Source organism: Kribbella sp. NPDC056951, assembly GCF_042674205.1.
Classification (GTDB): Bacteria; Actinomycetota; Actinomycetes; order Propionibacteriales; family Kribbellaceae; genus Kribbella; species Kribbella yunnanensis.
In genome coordinates this window covers 1,050,435-1,074,664 of sequence record NZ_JBHUQZ010000001.1, presented here as the reverse complement: position 1 = coordinate 1,074,664, position 24,230 = coordinate 1,050,435, and the positions used below count along the sequence as shown (strand labels likewise).

Here is a 24,230-nt window from a genome sequence, read left to right as displayed (position 1 = left end):
CCCCAAAGCGCCCGCCGGTCGCTGGGGCCACGCCCAGAGTTCGAGGGGTGATCGTTGTGACGGATCACAAGGAGCTGCGGTCCGGTGGTGTGCCGGTGCATGAGCTTGTGCGGTCCCGGCTGCCGCGGCTGGTCGACGACGTACTGACGCGGTTGGTCGCGGAGATCCCGCTGTACGCGCAGTTGCCGGCCGAGGAGTTGCAGGGCGATATCCGCCGGATCACCGATCAGTCGTTGCGGGCGTTCATCGAGACCTTCCGGACTGGCGTCGTACCGACCGGGGAGGTTCTCGCGCCGCTCAGGGAGTCGGCGCGGCGGCGGGCTGAGGAGGGCGTGCCGCTGGAGGCGTTGCTGGCTGCCTACCACCTGGGTGGGAAGGTCTGTGCCGATGACGTCGCCGCCGGGTTCCGGCCTGAGGAGTTGGCGGATGCGATCGCGCTCAACCGGCTGATCCTCGACTTCCTGCAGCAAGTGACGGCGATCGTTTCGGCGAGCTACTTCGAGGAGCGGCAGTCGATCGCGGGTGAGGACCAGGCCTCCCGGCAGGCAGTGCTCGCGGCGCTGCTCGACGGGCGCGCGGTTGACGAGGCTGCGGTGCGGACCGGCGTACGGCTGCCGGCCGAGTATCTCGTGGCCGGCCTCGCGTTCGGTACTCATCCCGACGAGCTCCAGCCGGGTGTCGACCCGCAGATCGTTGCCCGGCGCAAGCTTCGGCGGGTGCGGGTCGAGCTTGATCGATTGGCCGGCAGTATGGCGAGTTTGTCGGTCGACGGCGGGATCGCGCTGCTCCCGTGTACCCGTGGCGAGGTCGACAACCTCCGCACCAAGTTGAGCCGGGTCGCGGGTGTCGACGTCACGCTGGCGATCACCACCAGCGCGCCATCCGACGTACCGGCTGCTGTTGCGTTGGTCCGGGACCTGCTCGACGTCATCCGCATCCATCGTCATCCGGCGGGTGTCTACGAGCTCGACGATCTCGTCCTGGAGTTCCAGCTGAGCCGGCCGAGTCCGGCGCGCGACCGGCTGGCGCAGCTCCTCGAACCGCTCGGAGACCGGGCCGACCTGCTCTCCACGCTGCGGTGTTATCTCGACAACGCGCGCAGCCGCCGCCAGACCGCGGCCGACCTGCACGTCCACGCGAACACCGTCGACTACCGGCTCAAACAGGTCGCCAAACTGACCGGCCTCGATCCGGGCAGCGACAATCAGTTGCCCAGGATCGTTGCTGCGCTTGTCGCGTTCGATGCTCAGCGTTCACCCGTGTGACGTAACGTCGAAGGATGGCTCCGACTCCACTGCTCGGTTCCCGCACTCTCGATCGGCAGACCGCCCGCACGCTGCCGCCCGGCCCGCGTCTGCCGACGGTGGTGCAGAGCGTGCTGTTCGCGAACCACCGCAAGACGTTCTTCCCACGGATGCGCGAGAAGTACGGCGATGTGTTCACGATCCGCCTGGTTCCGTCGAGCCGCGTCTGTGTCGTGCTGAGCCGGCCGGATCACATCCGCGAGGTCTTCGGCAGCTCGCCCGCGGTCATGCATGCGGGTGAGGGCAACACCGCGCTCGAACCGGTGATGGGGTCGAGCTCGCTACTGCTACTCGACGACGAGGACCACGTCCGGATGCGGCGGCAGCTGATGCCGGCGTTCTCCGGGCAAGCACTGCGTGGGTACGCCGAAATGGTCCACGAGCTCGCGGTCGCCGAAGTCGCGACCTGGCCGATCGATACGCCGTTCCAGATGCACCAGCGGATGCGGAACCTGACGCTGGAGATCATCCTCCAGGTCATCTTCGGCGTGACCGACGTCGACCGGCTGAACACCCTGCGCCCGTTGATGGACAAGATCGTGTCGGTGTCGCCGGTGATCATGCTCGGCGGTTTCTACCCACCGCTGCTCCGGATCCCGCCGTGGCGGAGCTTCCTGCGAGCACAGGAGCAGGTCGACGAGATCCTGTACGACGAGATCGCGCGCCGCCGCGGGAACCTTGCCGGACGCAACGATGTCCTGTCGCGCCTGCTCGCGGCCGGTGAGTGGACAGACGTGGAACTGCGCGACCAACTCGTGACGCTATTGCTGGCCGGCCACGAGACAACCGCGACCGCCCTCGCCTGGGCCTTCCACGAGCTGGCCCGCCGGCCGGAGGACCTCGCCTTCGGTCAGCGCGCTGCCGACCACGCGGCGGACGGTGAGCTGGAGGCGATCGTCAAGGAGGCCATGCGGCTGCACCCGGTCGTCTACCAGGTAGGCCGCCGCCTGACCGAGACCACCGACCTGGCCGGCTACCGCCTCCCCCGCGGTACGACGATCATGGCCGCCATCGGCCTGGTTCATCGCGACGCCGAACACTTCCCCGCGCCGACCGAATTCCGCCCGCAGCGCTTCCTCTCCGACGACCCACCGGCCCCCGGTACCTGGATGCCGTTCGGCGGCGGCGCCCGGCGCTGCATCGGCGCCGGCTTCTCCCTGATGGAAGGCACCGAGATCCTCCGTGCCACGCTCGCCGCCTACAACGTGCACGCGCCCGACCCCACTCCCGAACCCGCGCAGGCCAAGAACGTGACCCTCGTCCCCAAACACGGCACGAAGGTCACCGTCACCCGCCGCTAATGGACGTTCAGTTCTCGGGGTCGGTGATGTCGCCCAGGTCTACGTTTTCGTAGGACGACAGGTCGGTGTCGTCGTCTTCGTCGAGTTCGAAGTTTTCTTCGTCGTCGACCACGTGGACGGCGGCTTCTTCGGCTGAGGCGGCGGCGCCGTCGAAGCCGATGTCCTCGGCGACCAGGTCGGAGTCGGTGTCGGAGTGGGCGCCTTCGTCGGGGGCGACCAGGCGGCCGGAGCGGCGGGTGCCTACTTCGGGGCCGCCGACGTCTTCGGGGTCTTCGGCGTAGGGGTCCACGTCGGGCTCTTCCTGGGCGATGCGCTGGTCGAGGGTCTCGCCCTGGAGCGCTTCGTCGGCGGTGGTGCCGAAGCCTTCACCGGCGGACCACTTCTCGGGCGGGGAGTAGCCCTCGTCGAGCAGATCGTCCACCCCACGGTCGTTCAGGGTGTCCTCCGCCTGCAGCTGGTCCTCGTCGTCGACGCTGTAGCTGCCGTAGTCCTCACGGTTGTTCTCGGTCATAGACACACAGTGTCCCGTCGAGGCCGGATGAATCAAGCCGGGCACAATGAGCGGATGGATCCGGTCAGGCTGACGTTGGACCAGCTGCGGGAATTGCGGGACGACATCGCGCCGCAGGCTGCGCGACGCTCGCGTGCTTCGGTCCGCCGCCGGCTCGAGCGGTGGCGGGATCGGATCTTCTTCATCGCGCAGTGTGCGCTCGCCGCGGGCGTCGCCTGGGCCCTGGCCCGGTACGTCGCAGGCCACCATCAACCGTTCTTCGCGCCGGTGGCCGCGATGGTCTGTCTAGGCTTCAGCTTCGGCCAGCGACTGAGGAGAGTCGCCGAGGTGATGGTCGGAGTGGCCGTGGGAGTCGGGGTCGGCGACTTGTTCGTCCGGTTCTTCGGCACCGGGGTACCGCAGATCATCTTCGTGGTCGCGCTGGCCATGAGCATCGCCGTACTGCTCGGTGCCGGCACGCTGATGACCACCCAGGCCGGCGTCCAGGCCGCGATCGTCACCACCCTGCTGCCCAACCCGGGCGCGGGCTTCAGCCGCTGGCTGGATGCGGTGCTGGGCGGCGTGGTCGCGCTCGCCGCGGCGACGATCGCCCCAGCCGCCGCGATCAGGCGCCCTCGGCAACAAGCTTCCGAGGTGCTCAACGAGCTCTCGGCGATCCTCGTCGAGACTGCCGAGGGCCTCCGCGACAAGAACGACCAGGAGGCACACGCCGAAGAGCGCGACGAGCGGGAGCTGACCGACGCCCTCCGACGCGCACGCGCGAGCGAGGCGATGCTCGACGACCTGCGCAGCGCCGCCGCGGAGGGTGTCGCGGTCGTCCGCCTCTCGCCGTTCCGCCGGAGGCATCGCGGTCGCGTCCAGCAGATCGCCGACCTGGTCGTCCCGCTCGACCGCGCGATCCGCAACATCCGGGTCCTGGTACGGCGGTGCGCGGTCTCGGTCTGGCGTGATGAGCGGATGCCCGACGAATATCCGATGCTCCTGGACCGCCTCGCCGACGGCACCCGCCTGATCGCGGAATCCCTCTTCGAGCCCGCCGCCAAGGTCGCCGCTCACCGCGTCCTGGGCGAGCTAGGCCGCCGTACGGCGGAATTGCCGCTCCCCGCCGGCCTGTCCGCGGTCGTGGTACTCGGCCAGATCCGCTCGACCGTCGTGGACCTGCTCGAGCTGACCGGGACGTCGTACGACGAAGCCCGGAAACTCGTCCCGCTGCGCCTGGACGGGCTCGACGAGAAGTAGTGGCCTAGGTCACATCGAGAAATTTCGGGGTTTTCTCGTCATACCCCGGCCTGCCGTGCGTCTCACTGGCATGACGATCCACCGAATGATGATGGCACTGGCCACGGAACTCGGCCGGACCGAAACGGACCCCACCACAGACGACCGGAGCGACGCCGCCGCTGAGCAATAACTGGCGCGAACCGGACGAACGGAAACCGGCGGCGCACCCGAACGGTCCTACCCACCGAGTTGGACCGCTCGGATGACGCACACGAAACGCAGAGGCGCCCATGTGCAGCGCCGCCGGATCCGTCCGGTGCATCACCACAGAGATGCACCGCAAAACCACCCACCGACTGTCCTGACGCCGCTTGCGCGAGGCTCAGGCCAGACTCGGTGGGTGGTTTTTTTATTGCTCGACAGTGATTTCGGTGGTCACCGAGTTCGCGATGAAACACTCCTGATGCGCCAGGTGATGCAGCCGATCCAGTACGGCGGCATCCGGCGAAGGCCCGCCCCAGACGATCTTCGGGTGCAGCGTCACCGCGGTGACCGCCACCCGCCCGGCCTCGTTCTTCGACATCACGCCGACCGCGTGGTCGTCGTACGAGTCGACCACCAGTCGCTTGCGGGCCGCGATCGCGAGGAAGGTGAGCATGTGGCAGGACGAGATCGCCGCCACGAACGCCTCCTCGGGATCGACCGGTCCGGGACTGCCCAGGTACGCCGGATTGGCGGACCCGGGCACGGTGATCCCACCGTCGAAGCGCCACTCGTGGTCGCGGCTGTAGGTGTCGTAGGTGAACTCGTGCTCACCACGGCTCCAGTTGACGTCGACCACGTGCTCCGACATGTTCAGATCACCTCTCTGCTACGCGGGCCCCAGGCTTCCCCGTGACGGGGTTCAAGCGTACGGGAGTGTTCCCGGGCAGCTTGGCGACGAAGTCGCTGTCGTACCGCGACGCCATCCCGGCCACCGGGAAGTCCGTGCTGACGAACTGCGCACCGCTGCCCAGCGCGATGTCGACCCGGCTGAAGTCCTTGTTCCGGATCGTCGACAGCGGCTCGTCGGACCGGGTCCGGACCAGGTACCCCTTCTTCACCAGGCGCTGGATCTCGGCCGAGCCCTCACCACGCGGGTCGTTCACCTGGGTGATCGCGGCGTCGGCCTCACCCTCGGCACCGCGAGTGAAGACCGCCCGGCCTTCCAGGTTCGGCTTGCCCTCGCGGTAGATGTTGCGGATCTCGGTGCCCGGGCCGGCGTTGTCGAAGTAGAACAGCACCTTGCCGGCCGCGTTCTTGAGCGTCGGCCAGCCCTTCGTCGTGACCGACTGCTCCAGCGTCAGGCCCGACTTCCGTACGTCGTCCGGCGACAGCAACTGCTGCTCGCTGAAGACCGAGCGGATCTCGGCGTCGATGCTGTTCAGGTTGCCGGCGTCCCACGGCGGAGCCTTCACGCCGCCCTGGGCGACGATCGCCGGGTCGGACTGCTTCAGTTCGAGGCTGATCGCGATCGGCGCCGCGTGCGGGTGCGCGTCGGACCAGGTCTTCACCTGCTGCAGGCACTGCGTGAAGCTGCGGCAGACGGTGTTGTAGTCGACGTCGACGATGTGCATCACCTTGATACCGGGCTTGGCCAGCTCCGGGTCGGTGAGCGCGGGGAGTCCAGCGATCTTGCGGATCAGCGGATAGGTGTAGAGGCCGCCGTTCGGGTCCGGGAACAGGTCCAGCTCGAGCTGGCGGACGTTCTGGTCCTGGAGCTGCTGACCGATCGGGGCGTGCGAGTAGAAGAGGTCGACCGCGCCCGGGTTCTGCCCGACCTGGATCTTCTTCTCGGCGTCGCTGAGCTCACGGTGGTACGAGTTGTGCGACCCGATCACCTGGATCTGGTTCATCTTGAGCCCCGCCGACGTACTGGCCTGCGACGTGGTCAGAGCCGAACCGGCCAGCCCGGACGCGGCGACTGCGGTGGTCGCGATTCCGGCGACCACCGATTTGCTGATGCGCATCGTGCGTTCCCTCCCATGAGTCATGACGCAGATCTGACGGCAATCTGTCATACGAGAGTGGCAACGTTGTCGACGTTTCGGTGCACAATGGCCGAATGGTGACATCGTCGGCGTATCCGCTGCGCCGTACACCGACCCAGGATCGGGCCAGCCGCCAGGTCGAGCGGATTCTGGACGCGGCCTGTGCCGAGGTGGTCGAGCGCGGGTACGACGCGGCCTCGACGAGCGGGATCGCGAAACGGGCCGAGATCGCGGTCGGCAGCGTCTATCGCTACTTCCCCGACAAGCGCAGCCTGATCCAGGCGATCGAGCGGCGGAACCAGGCCCGCTACACCGAGGCGGTGAGCAGCCGGCTGGCAGAGGTGACCAGCTGGCGGCAGGCCGTCGACGTCACGATGGTGACGTTCCGCGAGATGCACCGCACCGACCCGGGCTTCCGCGCGGTCGTGCTGAGCGGACTCGGCGACCCGGACCTGGAGACCCAGCCGGGCGAGTACGACGACCAGCACGCCGGCGAGTTCTCGGAGCTGCTGGTGGCGCGCTTCGGCGCCGTCGACAGCCGCAACTTCCGGCTGGCGGTCACCCTCAGCATCGCCATGGGCGAGGCGCTCGCGCACCTCGCCGACCGACTGCCGGAGGCAGAGGCCGAGTACGTCCTGTCCCAAGGGCTCCCCGCCCTCTACAGCACCCTCGCCCCGCACTTCCCGGCCTGAATCACAAAACCCTCACCTGGAAAATCAGGTGAGGGACTCCAAGGTGTTCAAGTATTAGCCGTGTGGCACAGGCTCCTCTGGCACCGGCTGCCCGGACCTCGGTCCCAGCTGCGGCCAGTGCGTGACGCGGCCGGCGATCCGGCCCCGCCGCGGGGTGCGCACGTCGTACGCGACGATCACGCGATCGCCCTTGCTGTACGACGTCCTGCTGCCCACCGGCAGTTTGCGAGCGACCTCGAACGGCCCCTCACCCCGACGGGTGTAGTACTCGACGACGACCTCGGTGTACGTCGCCGGTGTTCCGTCCTGCAGGCGCCCATGGACCGGGCCACGAACCCGGAGCACCCGTCCTGCGGTCTTCTCCTCACTCCCCGAAGCGTTCGCCTCATGCCGGGAACCACTGATCACATCCGCCACGATGCAGGCGGTGACCAGCAGCACCAGGCCGAACCCGCCGAGAACGACGATCGTCAACATGGCACTCACCTCCCCGAAACAGACTGCGCGGCCCTTGCCGCACGTCGGTGAGACGCCGGTTACACGTACTCGGTTCCAGGTCCGAACAAAGAATTTCCGACCGGGGTGGTGGGGCGGGGAAGGTATCGAGCAGAGTCAGCTTCCCGACATCCCGAACTGGTACTCAGGCGGCACCGGACGCCCAGTCCCCAGCGCTTCCTCAGCAGCCAGCCAGTAGTCAGTCAGCGGATTCGCCCCCTCACGAACAGTCGCAAGCTGAATACCTTCAGCCAGCAACTCGTGCGCCCGCTGCGCATCCCCGGTGGCAAGAGCCTGCTGTACCCGGAGAGCCTGAATGCGCGGATCGTCCGCTGCGGACGCGAGGTACTGCGTGGCACGAATCGGATCGACGGCGATGGCGAGCCCAATGGCCTCAACCTGCAACTCGACGAGGTCGGGACAAAGTTCGAGAGCTCGGTCATATGCCGTGAGGTCTTGTTGGACGAAACCTATGTTCCGTAGCGCCCATGGGTTGTCTCCGGACTCGCGCCACGCGTCCAGCGCGCCGGCCTCGTCACCGGCGTAGTAGCGCGCGACCCCGCGGTGGTACCAGACGAGCCAGTTGTCCGCCGCCTTCTCCAACAGCTCCAACCACCCCACCAGCGTCCCGTCCGGTACGCCGTCCGTCGCCGGCAACTGTCCGTCCAGCAACGGCAACCACGCCCGCTCCCGATCAGTCATCGTGTCCGCGTCAAACGGCGTCCCCGCCGACACCGACCATCCAGTCCGCGCGAGCTCCAACGCACCCCACCCCGACCCAACCGCCACCCGCTCCACCGGCTCCGCATCGACCACGGTCGACCACTCCGCCTCCCGCGAAGGCAGCCCGTCGAGAACCCCGTTCAGCGCCGCAGCACCCGCCGTACGCGCGACCTGCCAGTCATCCGCATGAGCAGCGTCGGCATCCACCGACACCGGCCCATACGCCTCCAGCCATTGCCACGAAGTTGCCCCAGGCAACTTCAAGTGCTCCATCTGCGTCCGCGCCAACCCAGCCTGGATCTCCGCATACCCCGGCCCGTCAAGACCCGGCGCCAACCACTCCTGCCACCGTCGCCCGCCCGGCGCCTCGCCCCACACGAACAGCTTCCGTCCACGCAACCGAGCAGTCGACACCTGCGCCAACCCGTTGCCCTCAGCATCGATCGACGCGATCCACGGCCGCTCACCCGCCAGCGGTTCGAAGAAGTAGTCGACCGCCTTGTCGTGCGACATCGGATAGGTCAATTCGCTCGACACATCGACCAGATCCAGCCGAGCGCCGTACCCGTACCGCCACGCCTGATCCGCCGGCACCAGCACCCGCGTGCGCTCCGACTGATCGACCGCGATGTTCGACCACCAGTACGCCGGTACGTCGTGGTCCGCGGGATTCTGCAGCCGCACACCGGCGTACAGGAACTCGGAATCGGCAGGCAGCCAAAAGTCGAGTTGCGTAACGAGATTCCGCGTCCGCTCCAACTCCCACAGCCGCAGAATCGGCGTACCGTCCGGCCCTTCGACCCGAGCCGCGTGCATCGGTGAACACGTGCCGGTCCAGTGGCCAGTGCTACCGACGTTCCACTCGACACCACCGGCGAACCAAGCGTTGCGCAGGGCAAGGTTCGCGGGCTGGAAGACGGGGTTGCGGTAGAGCAGTTCGCGCCCGGTCGCCTTGTGCACGAGCGAGTAGAGCCGCCCACCGAGACTCGGCAGCACAACCGCCCGCACAAAGTCGTTCTCCAGGACGAGTGACGGCAGCGTGGTCTCGACGAGGGTGCGGTCGTACCCGTCCTGGTCCAGACACGGCAGGGTGCTGCGCAGGCCGCCGTACGTGATGTTCGCCTGCAGGTCGGCCGGGAGCTCGGCGAGGTTGCGGACCTCGTGCACCTCCTGGTGACTGCGGAGCGGCGGCAACGGGTTCTCCCCGCCGAGAGCAGCGGCAGGCAGGACAAGATCTTGCACGGAAAGGATCGTCACGGCCGATATTCTTGCAACTACGCGCACCAGAGTCCATGCCTGACTACTGTCCGGTATACATGTCCCCATGGACGCCGATGTGATCGTCGTGGGGGCGGGACTGGCCGGGCTGGCAGCGACCGCGGAGCTTGCGGATGCGGGCAAGAAGGTGCTGCTGCTGGACCAGGAGCCGGAGGCGTCGCTGGGCGGACAGGCCTTCTGGTCGTTCGGCGGCCTGATGTTCGTCGACTCCCCCGAGCAGCGCCGGATGGGGATCAAGGACTCCCGCGATCTCGCCCTGCAGGACTGGCTCGGCTCGGCCGGGTTCGACCGGCTGGACGACGAGGACAAGTGGGCCCGGCAGTGGGCCGAGGCGTACGTCGACTTCGCCGCTGGCGAGAAGCGGCCGTGGCTGCATGCCCAGGGCGTGCGGTTCTTCCCCGTGGTCGGCTGGGCCGAGCGCGGTGGGTACAACGCCGATGGGCACGGCAACTCGGTCCCACGCTTCCACATCACCTGGGGCACCGGCCCGGGCCTGGTCGCGCCGTTCGAACGCCGCGTCCGTGAGGCGGTGGCCAAGGGGCTGGTGGAGTTCCGCTTCCGGCACCGCGTCGACGAGCTGACCGTCACCGGTGGTGTCGTCGACGGTGTCTCCGGCAAGGTGCTGGAGCCCAGCGACGTGCTGCGTGGCCAGGCGAGTTCGCGGACCGAGGTCAGTGACTTCGAGCTCAAGGCGCAGGCGGTCATCGTCACGTCGGGCGGCATCGGCGGCAACCACGATCTCGTCCGCGCGCAATGGCCGAAGCGGATGGGCGAACCGCCGCGGCGGATGATCAGCGGCGTACCGGCGCATGTCGACGGCCGGATGCTCGCGATCACCGAACAGGCTGGCGGCCGGTACGTGAACCGCGACCGGATGTGGCACTACACCGAAGGCATCCAGAACTGGGACCCGATCTGGCCGATGCACGGCATCCGGATCCTGCCCGGCCCGTCGTCGCTGTGGTTCGACGCCACCGGCAAGCGGCTCCCGGTCCCGCTCTTCCCCGGCTTCGACACCCTGGGAACGCTCGAGCACATCATGACCACCGGCTACGACTACACGTGGTTCGTGCTCACCCAGAAGATCATCGAGAAGGAGTTCGCCCTCTCCGGCCAGGAGCAGAACCCCGACCTGACCGGTAAGGACATCAAGGCAGTCCTCGGCCGCGCCCGCGGTGGCGCGACTCCGCCGGTCCGCGCCTTCATGGACAAGGGCGCCGACTTCGTGGTCCGGGACAACCTGCCCGACCTGGTCCGCGGCATGAACGACCTGTCCGGCGACAACTTGATCGACCTGACTGACCTCGAGCGCCAGATCGTCGCCCGCGACCGCGAGATCACCAACAGCTTCACCAAGGACCTGCAGATCACCGCGCTGCGGGGCGCCCGCAACTACCGCGGCGACAAGCTGATCCGGGTCGCGCCACCGCACCGGATCCTGGACCCGAAGGCCGGCCCGCTGATCGCCGTACGGCTGAACATCCTGACCCGCAAGTCCCTGGGCGGCCTGCAGACCGACCTGGAGTCTCGCGTCCTGCGCACCGACGGTACGCCGTTGCCCGGTGTCTACGCGGCCGGCGAAGTCGCCGGTTTCGGTGGCGGCGGCGTCCACGGCTACCGCTCACTCGAAGGCACCTTCGTCGGCGGTTGCCTGTTCACCGGACGCACCGCCGGCCGCGCAGCTGCAAAAGCAGTCTCTTAAAACACCATGGAGAGGAGATCGGCGAACAACTCCTGTTCGTCGATTTCCAAGCCCCTGCTGGTGAAATAGGCCGCCATGTTGTGGCAGTCCCGGAGGAGGAACTCCATCCCCTTCGGGTTGCCGACGACGTCGATCACCTGCGGCAGATCGATCATCACAATCCGCTCGCCCTGGGCCAGCACGTTGTACGGCGAGAGGTCGCCGTGCGCGAGACCGGCGCGAGCCAGCTCCCGCATGGCACCTCGCAACTGCTCGAAGTACTCGCCGAGCAGGTCCTTCGACGGACGGACCTGGGCCAGCCGTGGCGCGGCTCCGCCCTCGCCGTCGTCGATGAACTCCATCAACAGTTCGGTCCCGTCGATCTGGACCGGGTACGGCACTGGCACCCCGGCCTTCCACAGCTGGTTCAGCGCGGCCCATTCCGCGTAGGCCCATTGCCCGGACGCGACACTGCGCCCGTGCTGGGTCTTCTTGGCCATAGCCCGGCTGTCGCGGCTGTTGCGAGTACGGCGGCCTTCGACGTACGCCGTACTGCGGTGGAAGGACCGGTGTTCCTCGGTGCGGTACCGCTTGGCGGCGAGCAGCGAGGACTGTGCGGGCGCGTCGCCGATGGCTTCGACGGCGCGCTCGATCAGGAAGACATCGGCTTCCTTACCGGTTTTGAGGACGCCGAGCTCGGTATCGATCGCGGCCTGTGCCGTCACCACCCACGAGGGGCGGGGCTCAGGCCCGCGAGAACCGCGCTCGACGTCCAGCCAGGTGGTCCAGCGCTGGTTCGGCGCCAGATGTTCGTCGACCTGCTGGAAGTCAAAAGTGAATGAGTCAGATTCGGTACGAAAGACGTCGGAAGACATCGGGAGTGCTCCTGAGGCTTGAGGTGAGACTGACGCGGACATGCCGCAGCACAGTGATTGCCATCCGTCAGCCCTCCTTAGGCCCAGGCAGCGCTCGTCGCCGCTCAAGTCGATTCAGGATGCCCGGCGCCGCGCGGGCGCGCAAACTATTTAACGCAGCTGAGAACGCGAGGTCGGCCGAAGCCGCAACTCCTGCCCCTCCCAGGCACGCAGTACCTCCCGCGCCTGCTCATCCACACACCGCGCGAGCCACACCAGAACCACGTCGTCCCGCAACGGCAACTGCGGAAAGTTGTTCTCCACAACCAGCGACCGGAAGACCGCCAGAGGCGAAACCCCCACCTCAGCAAGAGCGGGAAGCATCTCGCGCTGGAACTGCTCGACGAACCCAGGGCCGGCCGGATGGACGAACCCTGTGATGAGCGACTCCGCGGGTTCGGTAGGACGTGGGGAGTTGGGGCTTGGGTAGTCCGGTCCTAGGTGAATCGGTTCCAGGAGTAGGGCGTTGTCGGAGTCGATCATGGTGGCGTTGGCTACTGCGGCGTGCTCGCGCCAGACCGGGCCGTAGTAGAAGGACTTGAGGGCTTCGGCGCGGGCGTCCAGGGTGTTGAAGCCGCGGAGCCAGACGAAGCGGTCTGGGTCGTCGAGGTCGCGGAACTGGCCGACGATGTGCATTCCGCACACTTCCTGGCCCTCCACGAAGTGTTCGTCGAAGACGTCGATGAGGGTGTCGCGGGCGCCTGGGTGCAGCGTGTACTGACGGAGGTCGACCACGGAGCAGCATTCGTTCACCGCGCGAGTCAAGCAGATCAACCTGCCAGAACATGTCAGCTTTCGGGTAGCGTCAGGCGGGTGGACTTCGAGGAGGCGGCGGACCGGCTGTACGCGATTCCGGCGGCTGACTTCATTCCGACGCGCAACGAGCTGGCCAAGCAGCTGAAGGCTGATGGCGATCAGCTCGGTTCGACGCGGCTGAAGGCGCTCCGGAAGCCGACCGTCGCCGCCTGGGTGGCGAACCTGGTGGCCCACAACGCGGCCGACGACCTCGACGATCTGATTGCTCTGGGCGACGAGTTCCGCGAGGCGACCGCCGATATGGATGGCGACCGGCTGCGTGAGCTGACCCCGAAACGCCATCAGCTGCTGGACAAACTGGTCAAAGAGGCCGGGCGGCTCGCCAAGGACGCCAACCAGAAGGTCAGCGCGGACGTTACGCAGAAGCTCCGCGAGACGCTCGACGCTGCGCTGGTCGACCCCGCCGCAGGCGACGCCGTACGGGAAGGGCGGCTGAGCAGCGCGCTGCGGCACGTCGGCTTCGGCGTCGTGGACGAGAACGGCGAGCCCACCAACGTCACGCCGCTGACCGACGAACGCCGGGAGGCGGCTCGCGCCCGGCGGAAGACCCAGCAGGCCTCGGAAGCGGCCGATGCCAAGGCCGACGCCGAGAAGGACCGGGCGCAGCGGGAGGCCGAGGAGCAGGAGGCCGCGGCTCGCGCGGAGGCCAAGAAGGCCTTCGAAGACGCCGTCGCCACGGCCCAGGCCGCTGAAGCGCGAGTCGAGGATCTCGACAAACAGCTCGACGACGCGCGCGAGGCACTCGCCGAGGCGCAGCAACTCGTGCACAACCTGGGAGCCGAGCTCGACGAAGCCCGCCGTACCGCTCGTGACGCTCAGAAGGAGAGTCGCGAGGCCCGGAAGCGCTACAACCGCATGTGACCTGGGTACCGGACGCGCATGGCGCGATCGATCTGGAGCGGTTACATCACTTTCGGGCTCGTCTCGGTGCCGGTCGGGCTGTACAGCGCGACCGAGGAGCACGAGCTGGACTTCCACCAGTTCCAGCGCGGGACGTCGGACCGGATCCGCTACAAGCGGGTCAACGAACGCACCGGCCGTGAGGTCGCCTACGACAAGATCGTGAAGGGCCACGACCTCGGCAACGGCAAGTACGTCGTCGTCGAACCGTCCGAGCTCGACGACATCGCGCCCGGCAAGTCGCGGTCGCTGGAGATCGACACCTTCGTCGACCTGGACGAGATCGACCCGATCCACTTCCAGAAGACCTACTACCTGGGCCCGAAACAGGGTGACAACGCCTCGTCGTACGGGCTGTTGCGGGACGCGCTGGTGAAGACGAACCGGGCCGGGATCGCGAAGTTCGTGATGCGCGGCAAGGAGTACCTGGCCGCGATCCGCGCGCAGGACAAGGTGCTGGTGCTGGAGACCATGTATTTCGCCGACGAGATCCGCGATCCGGTCGCCGAGCTGGACGATCTGCCGGCCAAGTCGCGGGCCGGGAAGCAGCTGACGATGGCCGCCGACCTGGTCGAGGCGATGAGCGGTGAGTGGAAACCGTCGGCGTACAAGGACACCTATACCGAGCGGGTGAAGAAGCTCGTGGAGACCAAGCGCAAGGGCAAGGAGGTCGTCTACTCCGAAGAGGAGCCGGAGGCGACCACGCCGACCGACCTGGTCAGCGCCCTGCGCGCCAGCGTCGAGGCCGCCCGCAAGTCCCGCACGGCCAAGCGCACCACGAAGAAGCCGGCCGCGAAGAAGACCGCTGCCAAGAAGACGGCGCGGAAGAAGGCCTCGTAAGGGCTATTCGCCGTGGGCCATCAGGTACGTCGTGGGGTTCGGCGGCGCACCGGCGTCGAGCCAGCGCTGGAACCCCACCGGATTGCGGCGCTCGAACTCGTCCAGGCAGATCCGCCGCACCTCGGCGACCGCCTGCCGGTCGCGCATGTCGGCACCCTGAGCCAACTGGCCCGCGGTCTCGACCCAGACGTCACACAGCTCGCTGATGCTCAGCGGGCACTGCAGGGACGCGATCAGCGCCTCGTCCTCGAGGAACTGCTCCTCGGTCAACCGCCGGATCCGACGCTGCCGGCGCGACGACGGCCGCTCCCGACGATCCGGTACGACGAGATCGATCAGCACGAACACCACCGCACCCACCAGCAGAGTCGCGACACCGAACGCGCCGTCCGCGACCAGCCGAACCAGGCCGGGCAGACACAGCACGCCGGTGGCGGCCAGCGCCGCGACCGTGGTGGCCGAATAGTCCGGGGTGTCGACGACGACCTGCCGGATCACCGCGGCCAGTGGCCAGACGATCAGGAAGACGACTGCGAGCAGGAGCGACGCCCCCAACGGCCCAAGCAGCAGCACGCCGGTGAGTGCGCCCACCGTCCCGGCACCCAAACCGGCAGCAATCACCACCCGCTGCACACTCACAGTCACGCCCACCTCACGTCAAAGCACCCCACTACCCGATAGAACGAGCGGCCTCTTCCCACCGTTCCCCAAACAGAGACGTCTGGAACCTGGCGAAAGGTTGTCACCGCGAGAAGCCTCGGGTCGGACGCGGTCAGGCGTTGACGGGTTCCGCCGTGGTGTCGAGCGGGTTGGCGAGCTCGTCGGACGGCATCCGCCCGAAGTAGACGACCAGTAGGCAGACAACAGCCGGACCGACACCGGCGATGATGAACATGGCTGGGACACCGAAGAGCGCACCGGCCGGGCCGGCTAGCGCCATCGAGACCGGCATCAGCAGCAGCGAGACGAAGAAGTCGAGGCTGGCGATCCGGCCCCGCAACTGGTCGGGGATCCGGCGCTGGAGCAAGGTGCCCCAGATGACCATCCCCGCCGACATGGTCGCGCCGACCACGGCCGCGCCGAGCGCCATCACCCACAGGTCCCGGGCGACACCGAGAACCACGATCGGCAAGGCACCGAGGCCCCACATCAACGTCATGACGGTCAGGTAGCGCCGCGGCAGACTGCGGGACGATATCGCCAGCGCACCGACCGCGCCACCGATGCCGAAGGCCGCGAGAACCAGGCCGAAGTCCTTCGGCCCACCACCCAACTGATCCCTGACCGCGAACGGCAGCAGCACCTCGAGCGGCCCGAGAATGAACAGCACGAACGCGGTGCCGAACAGCAACGACGCGAGCAGCCACCGAGTCCGCCGTACATAGCTCCAGCCCTCTCGGAGGTCAGCGAACATCGCCCGTACGCCGGTCGCCCGCTCCTCGTCGATCTCGGCCGGCTGCTCATCGGCCGGTATCCGCATCGCGAGCACGCACGCGGCCGAGAAGAAGTAGGTCAGCGCGGTGATCAGGATCGCCAGGCCCGGCGACATCGCGGCGATCACCAGACCACCCAGCGCAGGCCCGGTCGCCTGCTGTGCCAACGGCCGCAGTGTCCCCTCGAGCCCGTTGGCCGCGAGCAACTCATCGGCAGGCAGCAGCCTCGGCACCAACGCCGTGTACGCCGGGATCAGGAACGCCTCGCCGGCGCCGATCAGCACGGCCGCTCCGGCCAGATGCCAGACCTCCAGCAGCTCGGTCAACGCGAGCCCGGCGACCACCAGCAGCACCACACCGCGGACCACATCGGCCGCGACGATGACTGAGCGCTGCGACAACCGGTCAGCGGCGACTCCGCCAAACAGCACGCAGACGACGAGCCCGATGCTGTACGCCGTCGTCACCACGGACAGCTGGACCGGCCCGCCCCCGAGCTCGATCACCTGCCAGGCGAGCGCGACCAGCCAGAGCCCGCTACCGAGCAGGGCCACTGCCAGTCCGGTCCAGAGCAGCCGGTAATTGCGGTGCCGCAGCGGCCGAACCGCCTTCCACCCCGCGCCACTCTCGCTCACGATCGCCTCCTTCTGCTCACACTTTCACCCGGAGCCGACAGAATACCCACGCGAACTGTTCACGTGTCAACTGTTTTATCGTGCACCGAAACGCGTAGACTGACCCCATGCCGCCGGAGATGAGTCCCACCCAGCTCCAGGCCTGGCGAGCGCTGTACCGCGCGGACACGCTGCTGTTCACGCATATCGAGAACACGCTCCGGACCAGGCTGAAGATGAGCTACTTCGAGCACGAGGTGCTGCGCGCCCTGGACGGCGCCGGCGGCCGGATGCGGATGGCCCCGCTGGCGGCGGAGCTGATGATCTCCCGCAGCGGCGCCACCCGTCTGATCGGCAAACTCGAGGACAAGGACGGCTGGGTCGTCCGCCGGAACACCCCGGAGGACCGCCGCGCCACCTGGGCCGAGCTCACCGACGACGGCCGCAAGGCCCTCGACGCCGCCCGACCCGTGGTCGAAGCTGTGGTCGCGACGTTCTTCGCGGATCATGTATCGAATGCGGACCTTCACGCGTCGAGCCGGATCCTCAACGTCCTGGCCGACGCCAACCCCAACGACGAAGGCTTCGACTGCGGCCTTTGAGATAGTCGTTCCATGACCGCAGTAGACGAGCGGTTCGCGGAGCGTGTCCGCGCCCTCAAATCCGCCCCCTGTGACTACTCCGCCGATCTGCTGCGCAGCCTGTACGACGCTCAGCTCGGCAGCCGGCACGCGGATCTCGCGGCCCGGTGGATGCAGTCCCAGGGGCATGGCTTCTACACGATCGGATCAGCGGGACACGAGGGCAACGCGGCCGTCGCCGCGGCGCTTCGGCCGACCGACCCCGCTCTGCTGCACTACCGGTCGGGCGCCTTCTACCTCGCGCGGGCGGATCAGTGCGGTGTGAAGGACGGGCTGCGCGACATTCTGCTCGGCGTCGCGGCGGCGACCACCGAGCCGATTTCGGGCGGTCGACACAAAGTTTTCGGGCGGCACGACCTGGCGATCATTCCGCAGACTTCGACGATCGCGTCGCACCTGCCGCGGGCGATGGGGGTCGCGTTCTCGATGGCCCGGGCCGCGAAGCTCGGCGTACCGTCGCCGTGGCCGGCGGACGCGATCGTGGTGACCAGCTTCGGCGACGCCTCGGCCAACCACTCCACGGCTACCGGTGCGATCAACGCTGCGCTGCACACGTCGTACCAGGGCATCCCGATGCCGCTGCTGCTCGTCTGCGAGGACAACGGACTCGGGATCAGCGTGCGGACGCCGGACGGCTGGATCAAGCAGGCCTACGGCCAACGCCCCGGCCTGCGCTACTTCGACGCCGACGGTACCGACCTCGCCGCGACCCTGACGATGGCGACGGAAGCGGCAACCTTCGTACGGCGGAATCGGCGGCCGGCATTCCTCCGGCTACGAACCGTCCGGCTGCTCGGCCATGCCGGTTCCGACGTCGAGGCGGCGTACCGGAGTACGGCGGAAGTGGCGGCCGACGAGGTGCTCGACCCACTACTGGGGACCGCGCGTCGTCTTCTGGGCGCAGGCCTCAGCGCGGACGAGGTGATCGACCTCTACGAGGACAAGCGCGCCGAGGCGATGCGGATCGCAGCCGAGGTGTCCGGACTCCCGCAGCTCTCATCACCCGAGGCCGTCGCCGCCCCACTCCGCTTCCCCGATCCGGCAACCGTCGCTCAAGCGTTGCCCCAGCGCACACCAACCACGGAACGGCTGACACTGAGCCAATCCATCAACCGCGCACTGAGCGACGTACTGGGGTCATACCCCGAGGCCGTCCTGTTCGGCGAGGACGTCAGCCGCAAGGGCGGCGTGTACGGCGTGACCCGCGGACTGCAGAAAACGCACGGCGCAGCCCGGGTCTTCGACACCCTGCTGGATGAGCAGTCCATCCTCGGACTCGCACTCGGTGCCGGTGTCTCCGGCCTGCTGCCGCTTCCAGAAATCCAGTATCTGGCCTATCTGCACAACGCCGAGGACCAGCTCCGCGGTGAGGCCGCGTCGCTGAAGTTCTTCTCGCAGGAGCAGTACGCGAACCCGATGGTCCTGCGGATCGCCGGCTACGGCTACCAGAAGGGCTTCGGCGGCCACTTCCACAACGACGACGCGATCGGCGTCCTGCGCGACATCCCCGGCATCGTGATCGCGTCACCGTCGCGACCGGACGACGCCGCGGCGATGCTGCATGCCTGCGCCGCGGCCGCCCGATCCTCCGGCACGGTCTGCGTCTTCCTCGAGCCGATCGCGCTCTACCACCGCCGCGATCTGTACGACGAGGCCGACGACGCGTGGTTGACGCCGTACCCGACCGAACCGGTACCGATCGGCCGCGGCCGCACGTACGGCGGCGGTACCGAGCTGACCCTGGTGAGCTTCGGCAACGGGGTGCCGATGAGCTTGCGGGTCGCGGCGCGGGTTCCCGGCGTACGGGTTCTCGACCTGCGGTGGCTGGCACCGCTGCCGATCGAGGATTTGTTGCGTGAGGCAACGGCCACCGGCCGGGTGCTCGTTGTGGACGAGACCCGGCGATCCGGTGGCGTGTCCGAGGGCGTGCTGGCCGCACTGGTCGACCACGGCTACACCGGTCGAATGGCTCGCGTCACCTCGGAGGACTCGTTCGTCCCGCTCGGCGATGCGGCCCGTCAGGTGCTGCTCAGTGAGGAGACGATCGAGACCGCCGCCCGCGCGCTGATCAGCTGAAGAGCCGCTGCCAGAACGACTTCTTCGCCGGTACGGCGTCCGCCGCGTCCGCCCGCGCGGCGGCACGGCGACGTTCTTCCAGCCACTCCTCGCGGTCCACGCGCCACTGCTCGAGAGCCGCCGCGGCGTCGACCTTGCCGACCGGGATCACCGGGCCGGTGGTGTCGCGGATGGCGAGCACGATCCGCTTGTTCAGGTCCTCGAGGTAGTCGCGGACCTCGGACTCGCGGCGCATCTTCGCGACCTTCTCGCGGACCTGCGCCTTCTCCTTGCGCAGCAGCATCGGCGGCGGCAGCAACGCCTCGGTGTCGATGTTCTCCCGGCGGATGAAGTCCTTCACCCACCAGTCCGGATCGTGCTGGTCGGCAAGCTTCAACGGCTTGCCCGCACCCGACAGATCGTCGAACTTGCCATCCTTCTCGGCCTGGCGGACCTGGAGATCGACCCAGTCCTCCATCGACATGGACGGCGGCTTGCGGCTCGTCATCATGGCACCTCGCTGTCAGATCGACAGTTGCTCCGGACGTTCATCCTACGTGCTTGTGAATGCAATCACAAGGAGTGCTGGACCTCGCCTCGATACTGGGAGGGTGACCCTGACCGACGAACAGATCGCTGCGCTGACCCCGGCGGAGCGGCGCGACCTGATCCTGCGGCTGGTACCGCGCCCGGACGGGTTGCCGTCGGCGCGGACGATCAACCGGATCCGCAAGTGGCGAACCGTGCTGATCCTGCTCTGCGCACTCGCCCTGATCCCGTGGACCGTCTACCTGGCCGTCACCCTGCCCAACCACTACGTCGCCCGGAACTGGGTCGCCACCTGGGTCGGCTTCGACATCATGCTGCTGTCGACCCTCACCCTCACCGCGATCGCCGGCTGGAAACGCCGGGTGATGGTCTTCCCGACCGCCGTGGTCTCCGGCGTACTGCTGCTCTGCGACGCCTGGTTCGACATCCTCACCAGCCAACGCACCGACCTGATGCAAGCCCTCCTCAGCGCTGTCCTCCTGGAGATCCCCCTGGCCCTGATCCTCATCGGCGGCCCCCTGAAGGTGATGCGCTACCTGGCCGTCCGCTACGGCATGGTCAACTCCCGAACCCACTTCTGGAGCCTCCCCATCCCCGTCCCCGACCTCTACCCCAACCGCAAAGTCCCCACCTGACCCTGCCGCCCCGTTCTGCGGATGGGGGCGCCGGGGTGGGCGGGCCACCTGGCGGGTTGGGGTGGCGAGGGGCGGCTGGGTGGGTGAGGGTGGGGGTGATCAACTAGCTGAGGGGAATTGCATGGGCGTCGAGGTGTTGTCGGTTGTGGGCGGCGAGCGGGTGACGGAGTCGGTACGGCGTACCGAGTCGACGAACCCGGCGCGGTTGAGCGATGTCGTCGGGACGGTGGCTAGCGCCGGGCCGGAGGTGTTCGTGCGAGCGGCCGAGGCGGCTCGGGCGGCGCAGGGCGCGTGGGCCGCGACACCGGCGCCGCAGCGCGGTCAGGTGATCGCGAACGTCGGCCGGCTGATGACCGCCAACAAGGAGCGGCTCGCTCAGCTCGTCACGCGGGAGATCGGCAAGCCGATCGCGGAGGCGCGTGGTGAGGTCCAGGAGATCATCGACACCTGCGACTTCTTCATCGGCGAGGGCCGTCGGCTGTACGGGCAGACCGTTCCGTCGGAGATGCCGGACAAGCAGCTGTTCACCTTCCGCCGCCCGATCGGCACGGTCGCGGTGATCACCGCCGGGAACTTCCCGGTCGCGGTCCCGTCCTGGTACATCGTCCCGGCGCTGCTCTGCGGCAACACAGTCGTCTGGAAGCCTGCGGAGTACTCGGCAGTGATGTCCGACGCGTTCTACGAGCTGTTCGCGCATGCCGGCGTACCGGCTGGGGTCTTCAACGTCGTGTACGCCGATGGTCCAGACACCTTCGCGGGATTGGAACAGTCGCTGCAGGCCGGTCTGATCGACAAGGTCGGTTTCACCGGATCGAGTGCGGTCGGTACCCAGATCGGCGAACTGTGCGGCCGCCACCTGCAGACGCCATGTCTCGAGCTCGGCGGCAAGAACCCGATGGTGATCAGTGCGAGCGCCGACCTCGACCTGGCTGTCGAGGGTGCCCTGTTCTCCGGTTTCGGCACGGCCGGTCAACGCTGTACGTCGCTCGGCACGGTCATCGTGCACGAGTCGATCCACGACGCGTTCGTCGAGCGATTCACCGCCGCGGTCGCGGGTGCGGCGATGGGCGATCCGACCCAGGATGTGCTGTTCGGGCCGTTGCTGGACGAGAAGTTCGCAGCCGGGTTCGAGAAGTCGCTGGGCTGGATCGCTGCGCACCACGAGGTGATCGGCGCGACCGGCCGGGTCGGCGCGGACAACCCGCGGGCCGGATTCGTCGGCGACCCCTCGGACGGGCTGTTCTACCACCCGGTGATCGTCGACGGGGTACGGTCCGACGACGAGATCTTCCTCAACGAGACCTTCGGTCCGGTGGTCGGCATCACGACGTACACGACCCTCGACGAGGCGATTGCCTTGGGCAACAAGCCGGGGTACGGGCTGTCCAGCTCGATCTACACCACCGATCCGAATGAGGCGTTCCGGTTCGCGCAGGGCATCTCGGCCGGCATGGTGAGCGTCAACAACTCGACCTCAGGCGCCGAGGCGCATCTGCCGTTCGGCGGCAACGGCAAGTCGGGTAACGGTTCGCGACAGAGCGGGATCTGGGTGCTCGACCAGTTCACCCGTTGGCAGTCGATGAACTGGGACTACTCCGGCAAGCTGCAGAAGGCCCAGATGGATACTGAGACAGTGCAAGCCGACTTGGACTTCTTGCTGCCATGAGCAGCGCTCTACCGGAGGCCGCCGACGTGGTGATCGTCGGCGGCGGGGTGATGGGGACGAGCATCGCGTTCCACCTGGCCGAGGCCGGGGTCGAACGCGTGCTGCTGCTGGAGCGGGACGCACTCGGTTCCGGTTCGACGTCGAAGGCGGCCGGTGGGGTCCGGGCGAACTTCTCCGACGACCTGAACATCGCGCTCGGCGCCCGCAGCCTGGAGGCGTTCGCGAACTTCGGCAAGCGCCCCGGCCAGGAGATCGACCTGCACCGGGTCGGCTACCTGTTCCTGCTGGAGAACGACGACCAGCTCGAACTGTTCCGCGAAAGCACGATCCGGCAGCGTGCGGTCGGTCTGCCGACCCGGATGATCGGCGTCGACGAAACCCTTTCCCTGGCACCGATCCTGGCCCCGGACGGCCTGGCCGGCGCCTGCTTCTCCCCCACGGACGGTCACTGCTCACCGGAGTCCGTCGTCCTCGGCTACGCGACCGCGGCCCGACGCCTGGGCGCCACCCTGCTCACCGGCTGCGATGTCCTCGGAATCGATGCCATCGGCAACAACATCAGTACGGTCCGGACCAGCCTCGGCACCGTCCGCACCAGCACCGTCATCTGCGCGGCCGGCGCCTGGTCCGCCGCGCTCGCCGCGCCCCTCGGCATCAACCTGCCGGTCACTCCGCTGCGCCGCCAGATCGTCGTCACCGAGGCGATCCCCGACCTGCCGCCGACGATGCCGATGACCATCGACTTCACCAGCACCCTCTACTTCCACCACGAGGGCCCCGGCCTGCTGATCGGTATGTCCGACCCTGACGAACTGCCGGGCTTCCACCTGGACCGCACCGATGCCTGGCTCCCCCGCCTCACTTCAGCGATGGAACGCCGAGCCCCGTCGCTCCTCGACGTCGGCCTCACCGGCGGCTGGGCCGGCCTCTACGAGGTCACGCCCGATCACGACGCCCTGATCGGCGAAGCCGGCGGTCTATCCCGGTTCCTCTACGCCACCGGCTTCTCCGGCCACGGGTTCCTGCAAGGACCGGCCGTCGGCGAAATCATCCGCGACCTCTACCTCGGCCGCGAACCGTTCGTCGACATCAGCCCCATGCACGCCGACCGCTTCGGCGCGGACATCCGCCGTACCGAGCGCAACGTCGTCTGATCAGCGCTCGGGGTCGTCGTCGGGGACGCACCACTCCGGCGGCCAGCCGCGGTCGATGCAGTACTGCCGGAGGATCTCTTCGCGGGTCGGCGGCTTGCTCGTGCTCGGCCGAGTCGGCTGCACCGTCTTGGTCGTCTTCGGAGTGGTCGAAGGCTTAACGGTTTCCGGCTTCTTGGTGGTCCTCGTCTTGGTCGGCCGCACGGACGGCTCGACGAGAATCTTGGTCGGCGTCGCCGTTGGTGTCGGGCGCCGGCTCGGCTTCACCGACGGCACCCGCGGCGGTACGACGGGAGTCTCGCTCACCGACGGTTTCTCGGACGTCTGGGCGAGGCGCGCCGCACCGGCGTCCTCACTACCACCGCCGAACAGACCGACCGCGGACAACGCCCAGAAGACGACCGCAAGCGCCGTCACCATCGCGCCGACCCCGGCGAACACCTTGCCGCGCGCAGGACCGGCGTACCGACCGATCGGCCCACGGACCGGCTCGCCCTTGCCGTCGACCCAGAACTGCCAGTCGTCGGGCGCCGGGGGCCAGGAGGGATCAGGACGCCAGGTCTTCGGAGGAACCCAACTGCGGCGCGGCGGCGACGGCCAGTCCGGTGGGACCACGAACCGCTTCAACGACTTCCTCCATATCCGCCACACGCGCGTCAGGCTACTGGATACAACCAGTGACCTGATACCCCCGTCGGGTCAGCTTTACCTTCTGAACGACACAACAGGGCCGCGAGCTACTTGCAACTCGTGCGTAACCCGCGTGTCGCGCTGGATTTT

At 67.9% G+C, this 24,230-nt stretch carries 23 protein-coding genes; 12 read left to right on the top strand and 11 right to left on the bottom strand.

What is annotated here, in order from left to right; translation table 11 throughout:
• The first annotated feature begins 47 nt into the window (after positions 1-47).
• Positions 48-1,265, top strand: a complete 1,218-nt coding sequence (locus ACFTSF_RS05065) for a PucR family transcriptional regulator (protein WP_380152569.1) — start codon at positions 48-50, stop codon at positions 1,263-1,265.
• A gap of 14 nt (positions 1,266-1,279) precedes the next feature.
• Positions 1,280-2,605: a cytochrome P450 gene (locus ACFTSF_RS05060; RefSeq protein ID WP_380152568.1), complete on the top strand. Its 1,326-nt coding sequence runs from the start codon at positions 1,280-1,282 to the stop codon at positions 2,603-2,605.
• 7 nt (positions 2,606-2,612) lie between these two features.
• Here the strand turns inward: ACFTSF_RS05060 and ACFTSF_RS05055 are convergent, their stop codons facing one another.
• On the bottom strand, positions 2,613-3,116 hold the full coding sequence (locus tag ACFTSF_RS05055) for a DUF5709 domain-containing protein (RefSeq protein ID WP_344159337.1): 504 nt from the start codon (positions 3,114-3,116) through the stop codon (positions 2,613-2,615).
• Between the two features lie 54 nt (positions 3,117-3,170).
• Between ACFTSF_RS05055 and ACFTSF_RS05050 the strand changes: the two genes are divergently transcribed.
• Positions 3,171-4,355 carry an aromatic acid exporter family protein gene (locus tag ACFTSF_RS05050; RefSeq protein WP_380152567.1) on the top strand — a complete coding sequence of 395 codons (1,185 nt, stop codon included), beginning with the start codon at positions 3,171-3,173 and terminating at the stop codon, positions 4,353-4,355.
• Between the two features lie 391 nt (positions 4,356-4,746).
• Here the strand turns inward: ACFTSF_RS05050 and ACFTSF_RS05045 are convergent, their stop codons facing one another.
• Entirely contained in the window at positions 4,747-5,190 is a 444-nt protein-coding gene (locus tag ACFTSF_RS05045; protein WP_380152566.1) for an OsmC family protein, read from the bottom strand.
• A gap of 7 nt (positions 5,191-5,197) precedes the next feature.
• Complete coding sequence (locus ACFTSF_RS05040) at positions 5,198-6,346, bottom strand: phosphatidylinositol-specific phospholipase C1-like protein (RefSeq protein WP_344159328.1); 1,149 nt, start codon at positions 6,344-6,346, stop codon at positions 5,198-5,200.
• A 95-nt stretch (positions 6,347-6,441) separates the two neighbouring features.
• On the opposite strand from ACFTSF_RS05040, the gene ACFTSF_RS05035 reads away from it, so the two are divergent.
• Positions 6,442-7,059, top strand: coding sequence for a TetR/AcrR family transcriptional regulator (locus tag ACFTSF_RS05035; protein WP_380152565.1), 618 nt, complete (start codon positions 6,442-6,444; stop codon positions 7,057-7,059).
• Positions 7,060-7,113: 54 nt separating this feature from the next.
• Here ACFTSF_RS05035 and ACFTSF_RS05030 read toward each other — a convergent pair whose 3' ends face one another.
• Both ACFTSF_RS05030 and ACFTSF_RS05025 read right to left on the bottom strand, forming a co-directional pair.
• On the bottom strand, positions 7,114-7,536 hold the full coding sequence (locus ACFTSF_RS05030; RefSeq protein ID WP_380152564.1) for a DUF3592 domain-containing protein: 423 nt from the start codon (positions 7,534-7,536) through the stop codon (positions 7,114-7,116).
• A gap of 135 nt (positions 7,537-7,671) precedes the next feature.
• Positions 7,672-9,519 (bottom strand): DUF5107 domain-containing protein, encoded by a 1,848-nt coding sequence (locus tag ACFTSF_RS05025; RefSeq protein ID WP_380152563.1) that lies wholly within the window; start codon positions 9,517-9,519, stop codon positions 7,672-7,674.
• 82 nt (positions 9,520-9,601) lie between these two features.
• Between ACFTSF_RS05025 and ACFTSF_RS05020 the strand changes: the two genes are divergently transcribed.
• Positions 9,602-11,257 (top strand): FAD-binding dehydrogenase, encoded by a 1,656-nt coding sequence (locus ACFTSF_RS05020; protein WP_380152562.1) that lies wholly within the window; start codon positions 9,602-9,604, stop codon positions 11,255-11,257.
• Here ACFTSF_RS05020 and ACFTSF_RS05015 read toward each other — a convergent pair.
• Both ACFTSF_RS05015 and ACFTSF_RS05010 read right to left on the bottom strand, forming a co-directional pair.
• A complete protein-coding gene (locus ACFTSF_RS05015) occupies positions 11,254-12,111 on the bottom strand; it encodes a serine protein kinase RIO (protein ID WP_380152561.1) in 858 nt (285 codons plus the stop codon). The genes ACFTSF_RS05020 and ACFTSF_RS05015 overlap by 4 nt on opposite strands.
• Before the next feature lie 150 nt (positions 12,112-12,261).
• Complete coding sequence (locus ACFTSF_RS05010) at positions 12,262-12,915, bottom strand: NIPSNAP family protein (protein WP_380152560.1); 654 nt, start codon at positions 12,913-12,915, stop codon at positions 12,262-12,264.
• A 48-nt stretch (positions 12,916-12,963) separates the two neighbouring features.
• Here ACFTSF_RS05010 and ACFTSF_RS05005 point away from each other — a divergent pair, with 48 nt between their 5' ends.
• Together ACFTSF_RS05005 and ACFTSF_RS05000 are read left to right on the top strand one after the other, a co-directional pair.
• Entirely contained in the window at positions 12,964-13,827 is an 864-nt protein-coding gene (locus tag ACFTSF_RS05005) for a hypothetical protein (protein WP_344159309.1), read from the top strand.
• 18 nt (positions 13,828-13,845) lie between these two features.
• Entirely contained in the window at positions 13,846-14,706 is an 861-nt protein-coding gene (locus ACFTSF_RS05000; protein WP_380152559.1) for a Ku protein, read from the top strand.
• Between the two features lie 3 nt (positions 14,707-14,709).
• On the opposite strand, the gene ACFTSF_RS04995 is transcribed toward ACFTSF_RS05000, so the two are convergent.
• Positions 14,710-15,345 (bottom strand): hypothetical protein, encoded by a 636-nt coding sequence (locus ACFTSF_RS04995; protein WP_380152557.1) that lies wholly within the window; start codon positions 15,343-15,345, stop codon positions 14,710-14,712.
• A 133-nt stretch (positions 15,346-15,478) separates the two neighbouring features.
• On the bottom strand, positions 15,479-16,774 hold the full coding sequence (locus ACFTSF_RS04990) for an MFS transporter (protein WP_380152556.1): 1,296 nt from the start codon (positions 16,772-16,774) through the stop codon (positions 15,479-15,481).
• Positions 16,775-16,881: 107 nt separating this feature from the next.
• On the opposite strand from ACFTSF_RS04990, the gene ACFTSF_RS04985 reads away from it, so the two are divergent.
• Positions 16,882-17,355 (top strand): MarR family winged helix-turn-helix transcriptional regulator, encoded by a 474-nt coding sequence (locus tag ACFTSF_RS04985; RefSeq protein WP_380152555.1) that lies wholly within the window; start codon positions 16,882-16,884, stop codon positions 17,353-17,355.
• A 12-nt stretch (positions 17,356-17,367) separates the two neighbouring features.
• Positions 17,368-19,470 (top strand): thiamine pyrophosphate-dependent enzyme, encoded by a 2,103-nt coding sequence (locus tag ACFTSF_RS04980; protein ID WP_380152554.1) that lies wholly within the window; start codon positions 17,368-17,370, stop codon positions 19,468-19,470.
• On the opposite strand, the gene ACFTSF_RS04975 is transcribed toward ACFTSF_RS04980, so the two are convergent.
• Entirely contained in the window at positions 19,463-19,957 is a 495-nt protein-coding gene (locus tag ACFTSF_RS04975) for a DUF1992 domain-containing protein (protein ID WP_380152553.1), read from the bottom strand. The two genes, ACFTSF_RS04980 and ACFTSF_RS04975, sit on opposite strands and share 8 nt — an antisense overlap.
• Positions 19,958-20,060: 103 nt before the next feature.
• Between ACFTSF_RS04975 and ACFTSF_RS04970 the strand changes: the two genes are divergently transcribed.
• The 3 genes from ACFTSF_RS04970 (at position 20,061) to ACFTSF_RS04960 (ending at position 23,453) form a co-directional block, all read left to right on the top strand.
• Positions 20,061-20,633 carry a hypothetical protein gene (locus ACFTSF_RS04970; protein WP_380152552.1) on the top strand — a complete coding sequence of 191 codons (573 nt, stop codon included), beginning with the start codon at positions 20,061-20,063 and terminating at the stop codon, positions 20,631-20,633.
• 121 nt (positions 20,634-20,754) lie between these two features.
• Positions 20,755-22,299, top strand: a complete 1,545-nt coding sequence (locus ACFTSF_RS04965; protein WP_380152551.1) for an aldehyde dehydrogenase family protein — start codon at positions 20,755-20,757, stop codon at positions 22,297-22,299.
• Positions 22,296-23,453, top strand: a complete 1,158-nt coding sequence (locus ACFTSF_RS04960; protein WP_380152550.1) for an NAD(P)/FAD-dependent oxidoreductase — start codon at positions 22,296-22,298, stop codon at positions 23,451-23,453. Before ACFTSF_RS04965 ends, ACFTSF_RS04960 begins: the two co-directional genes overlap by 4 nt.
• On the opposite strand, the gene ACFTSF_RS04955 is transcribed toward ACFTSF_RS04960, so the two are convergent.
• A complete protein-coding gene (locus ACFTSF_RS04955) occupies positions 23,454-24,077 on the bottom strand; it encodes a hypothetical protein (protein ID WP_380152549.1) in 624 nt (207 codons plus the stop codon).
• Positions 24,078-24,230: the final 153 nt, after the last annotated feature.

Bases quoted from the DNA above. Each gene is read 5' to 3' on its own strand.
- ACFTSF_RS05060 (WP_380152568.1), top strand. From the start codon at position 1,280: ATGGCTCCGACTCCACTGCTCGGTTCCCGCACTCTCGATCGGCAGACC.
- ACFTSF_RS05030 (WP_380152564.1), bottom strand. From the start codon at position 7,536: ATGTTGACGATCGTCGTTCTCGGCGGGTTCGGCCTGGTGCTGCTGGTC.
- ACFTSF_RS05055 (WP_344159337.1), bottom strand. From the start codon at position 3,116: ATGACCGAGAACAACCGTGAGGACTACGGCAGCTACAGCGTCGACGAC.
- ACFTSF_RS05000 (WP_380152559.1), top strand. From the start codon at position 13,846: ATGGCGCGATCGATCTGGAGCGGTTACATCACTTTCGGGCTCGTCTCG.
- ACFTSF_RS05015 (WP_380152561.1), bottom strand. From the start codon at position 12,111: ATGTCTTCCGACGTCTTTCGTACCGAATCTGACTCATTCACTTTTGAC.
- ACFTSF_RS04980 (WP_380152554.1), top strand. From the start codon at position 17,368: ATGACCGCAGTAGACGAGCGGTTCGCGGAGCGTGTCCGCGCCCTCAAA.
- ACFTSF_RS04975 (WP_380152553.1), bottom strand. From the start codon at position 19,957: ATGACGAGCCGCAAGCCGCCGTCCATGTCGATGGAGGACTGGGTCGAT.
- ACFTSF_RS05045 (WP_380152566.1), bottom strand. From the start codon at position 5,190: ATGTCGGAGCACGTGGTCGACGTCAACTGGAGCCGTGGTGAGCACGAG.
- ACFTSF_RS05020 (WP_380152562.1), top strand. From the start codon at position 9,602: ATGGACGCCGATGTGATCGTCGTGGGGGCGGGACTGGCCGGGCTGGCA.
- ACFTSF_RS05040 (WP_344159328.1), bottom strand. From the start codon at position 6,346: ATGCGCATCAGCAAATCGGTGGTCGCCGGAATCGCGACCACCGCAGTC.
- ACFTSF_RS04985 (WP_380152555.1), top strand. From the start codon at position 16,882: ATGCCGCCGGAGATGAGTCCCACCCAGCTCCAGGCCTGGCGAGCGCTG.
- ACFTSF_RS04965 (WP_380152551.1), top strand. From the start codon at position 20,755: ATGGGCGTCGAGGTGTTGTCGGTTGTGGGCGGCGAGCGGGTGACGGAG.
- ACFTSF_RS04960 (WP_380152550.1), top strand. From the start codon at position 22,296: ATGAGCAGCGCTCTACCGGAGGCCGCCGACGTGGTGATCGTCGGCGGC.
- ACFTSF_RS05035 (WP_380152565.1), top strand. From the start codon at position 6,442: ATGGTGACATCGTCGGCGTATCCGCTGCGCCGTACACCGACCCAGGAT.
- ACFTSF_RS05050 (WP_380152567.1), top strand. From the start codon at position 3,171: ATGGATCCGGTCAGGCTGACGTTGGACCAGCTGCGGGAATTGCGGGAC.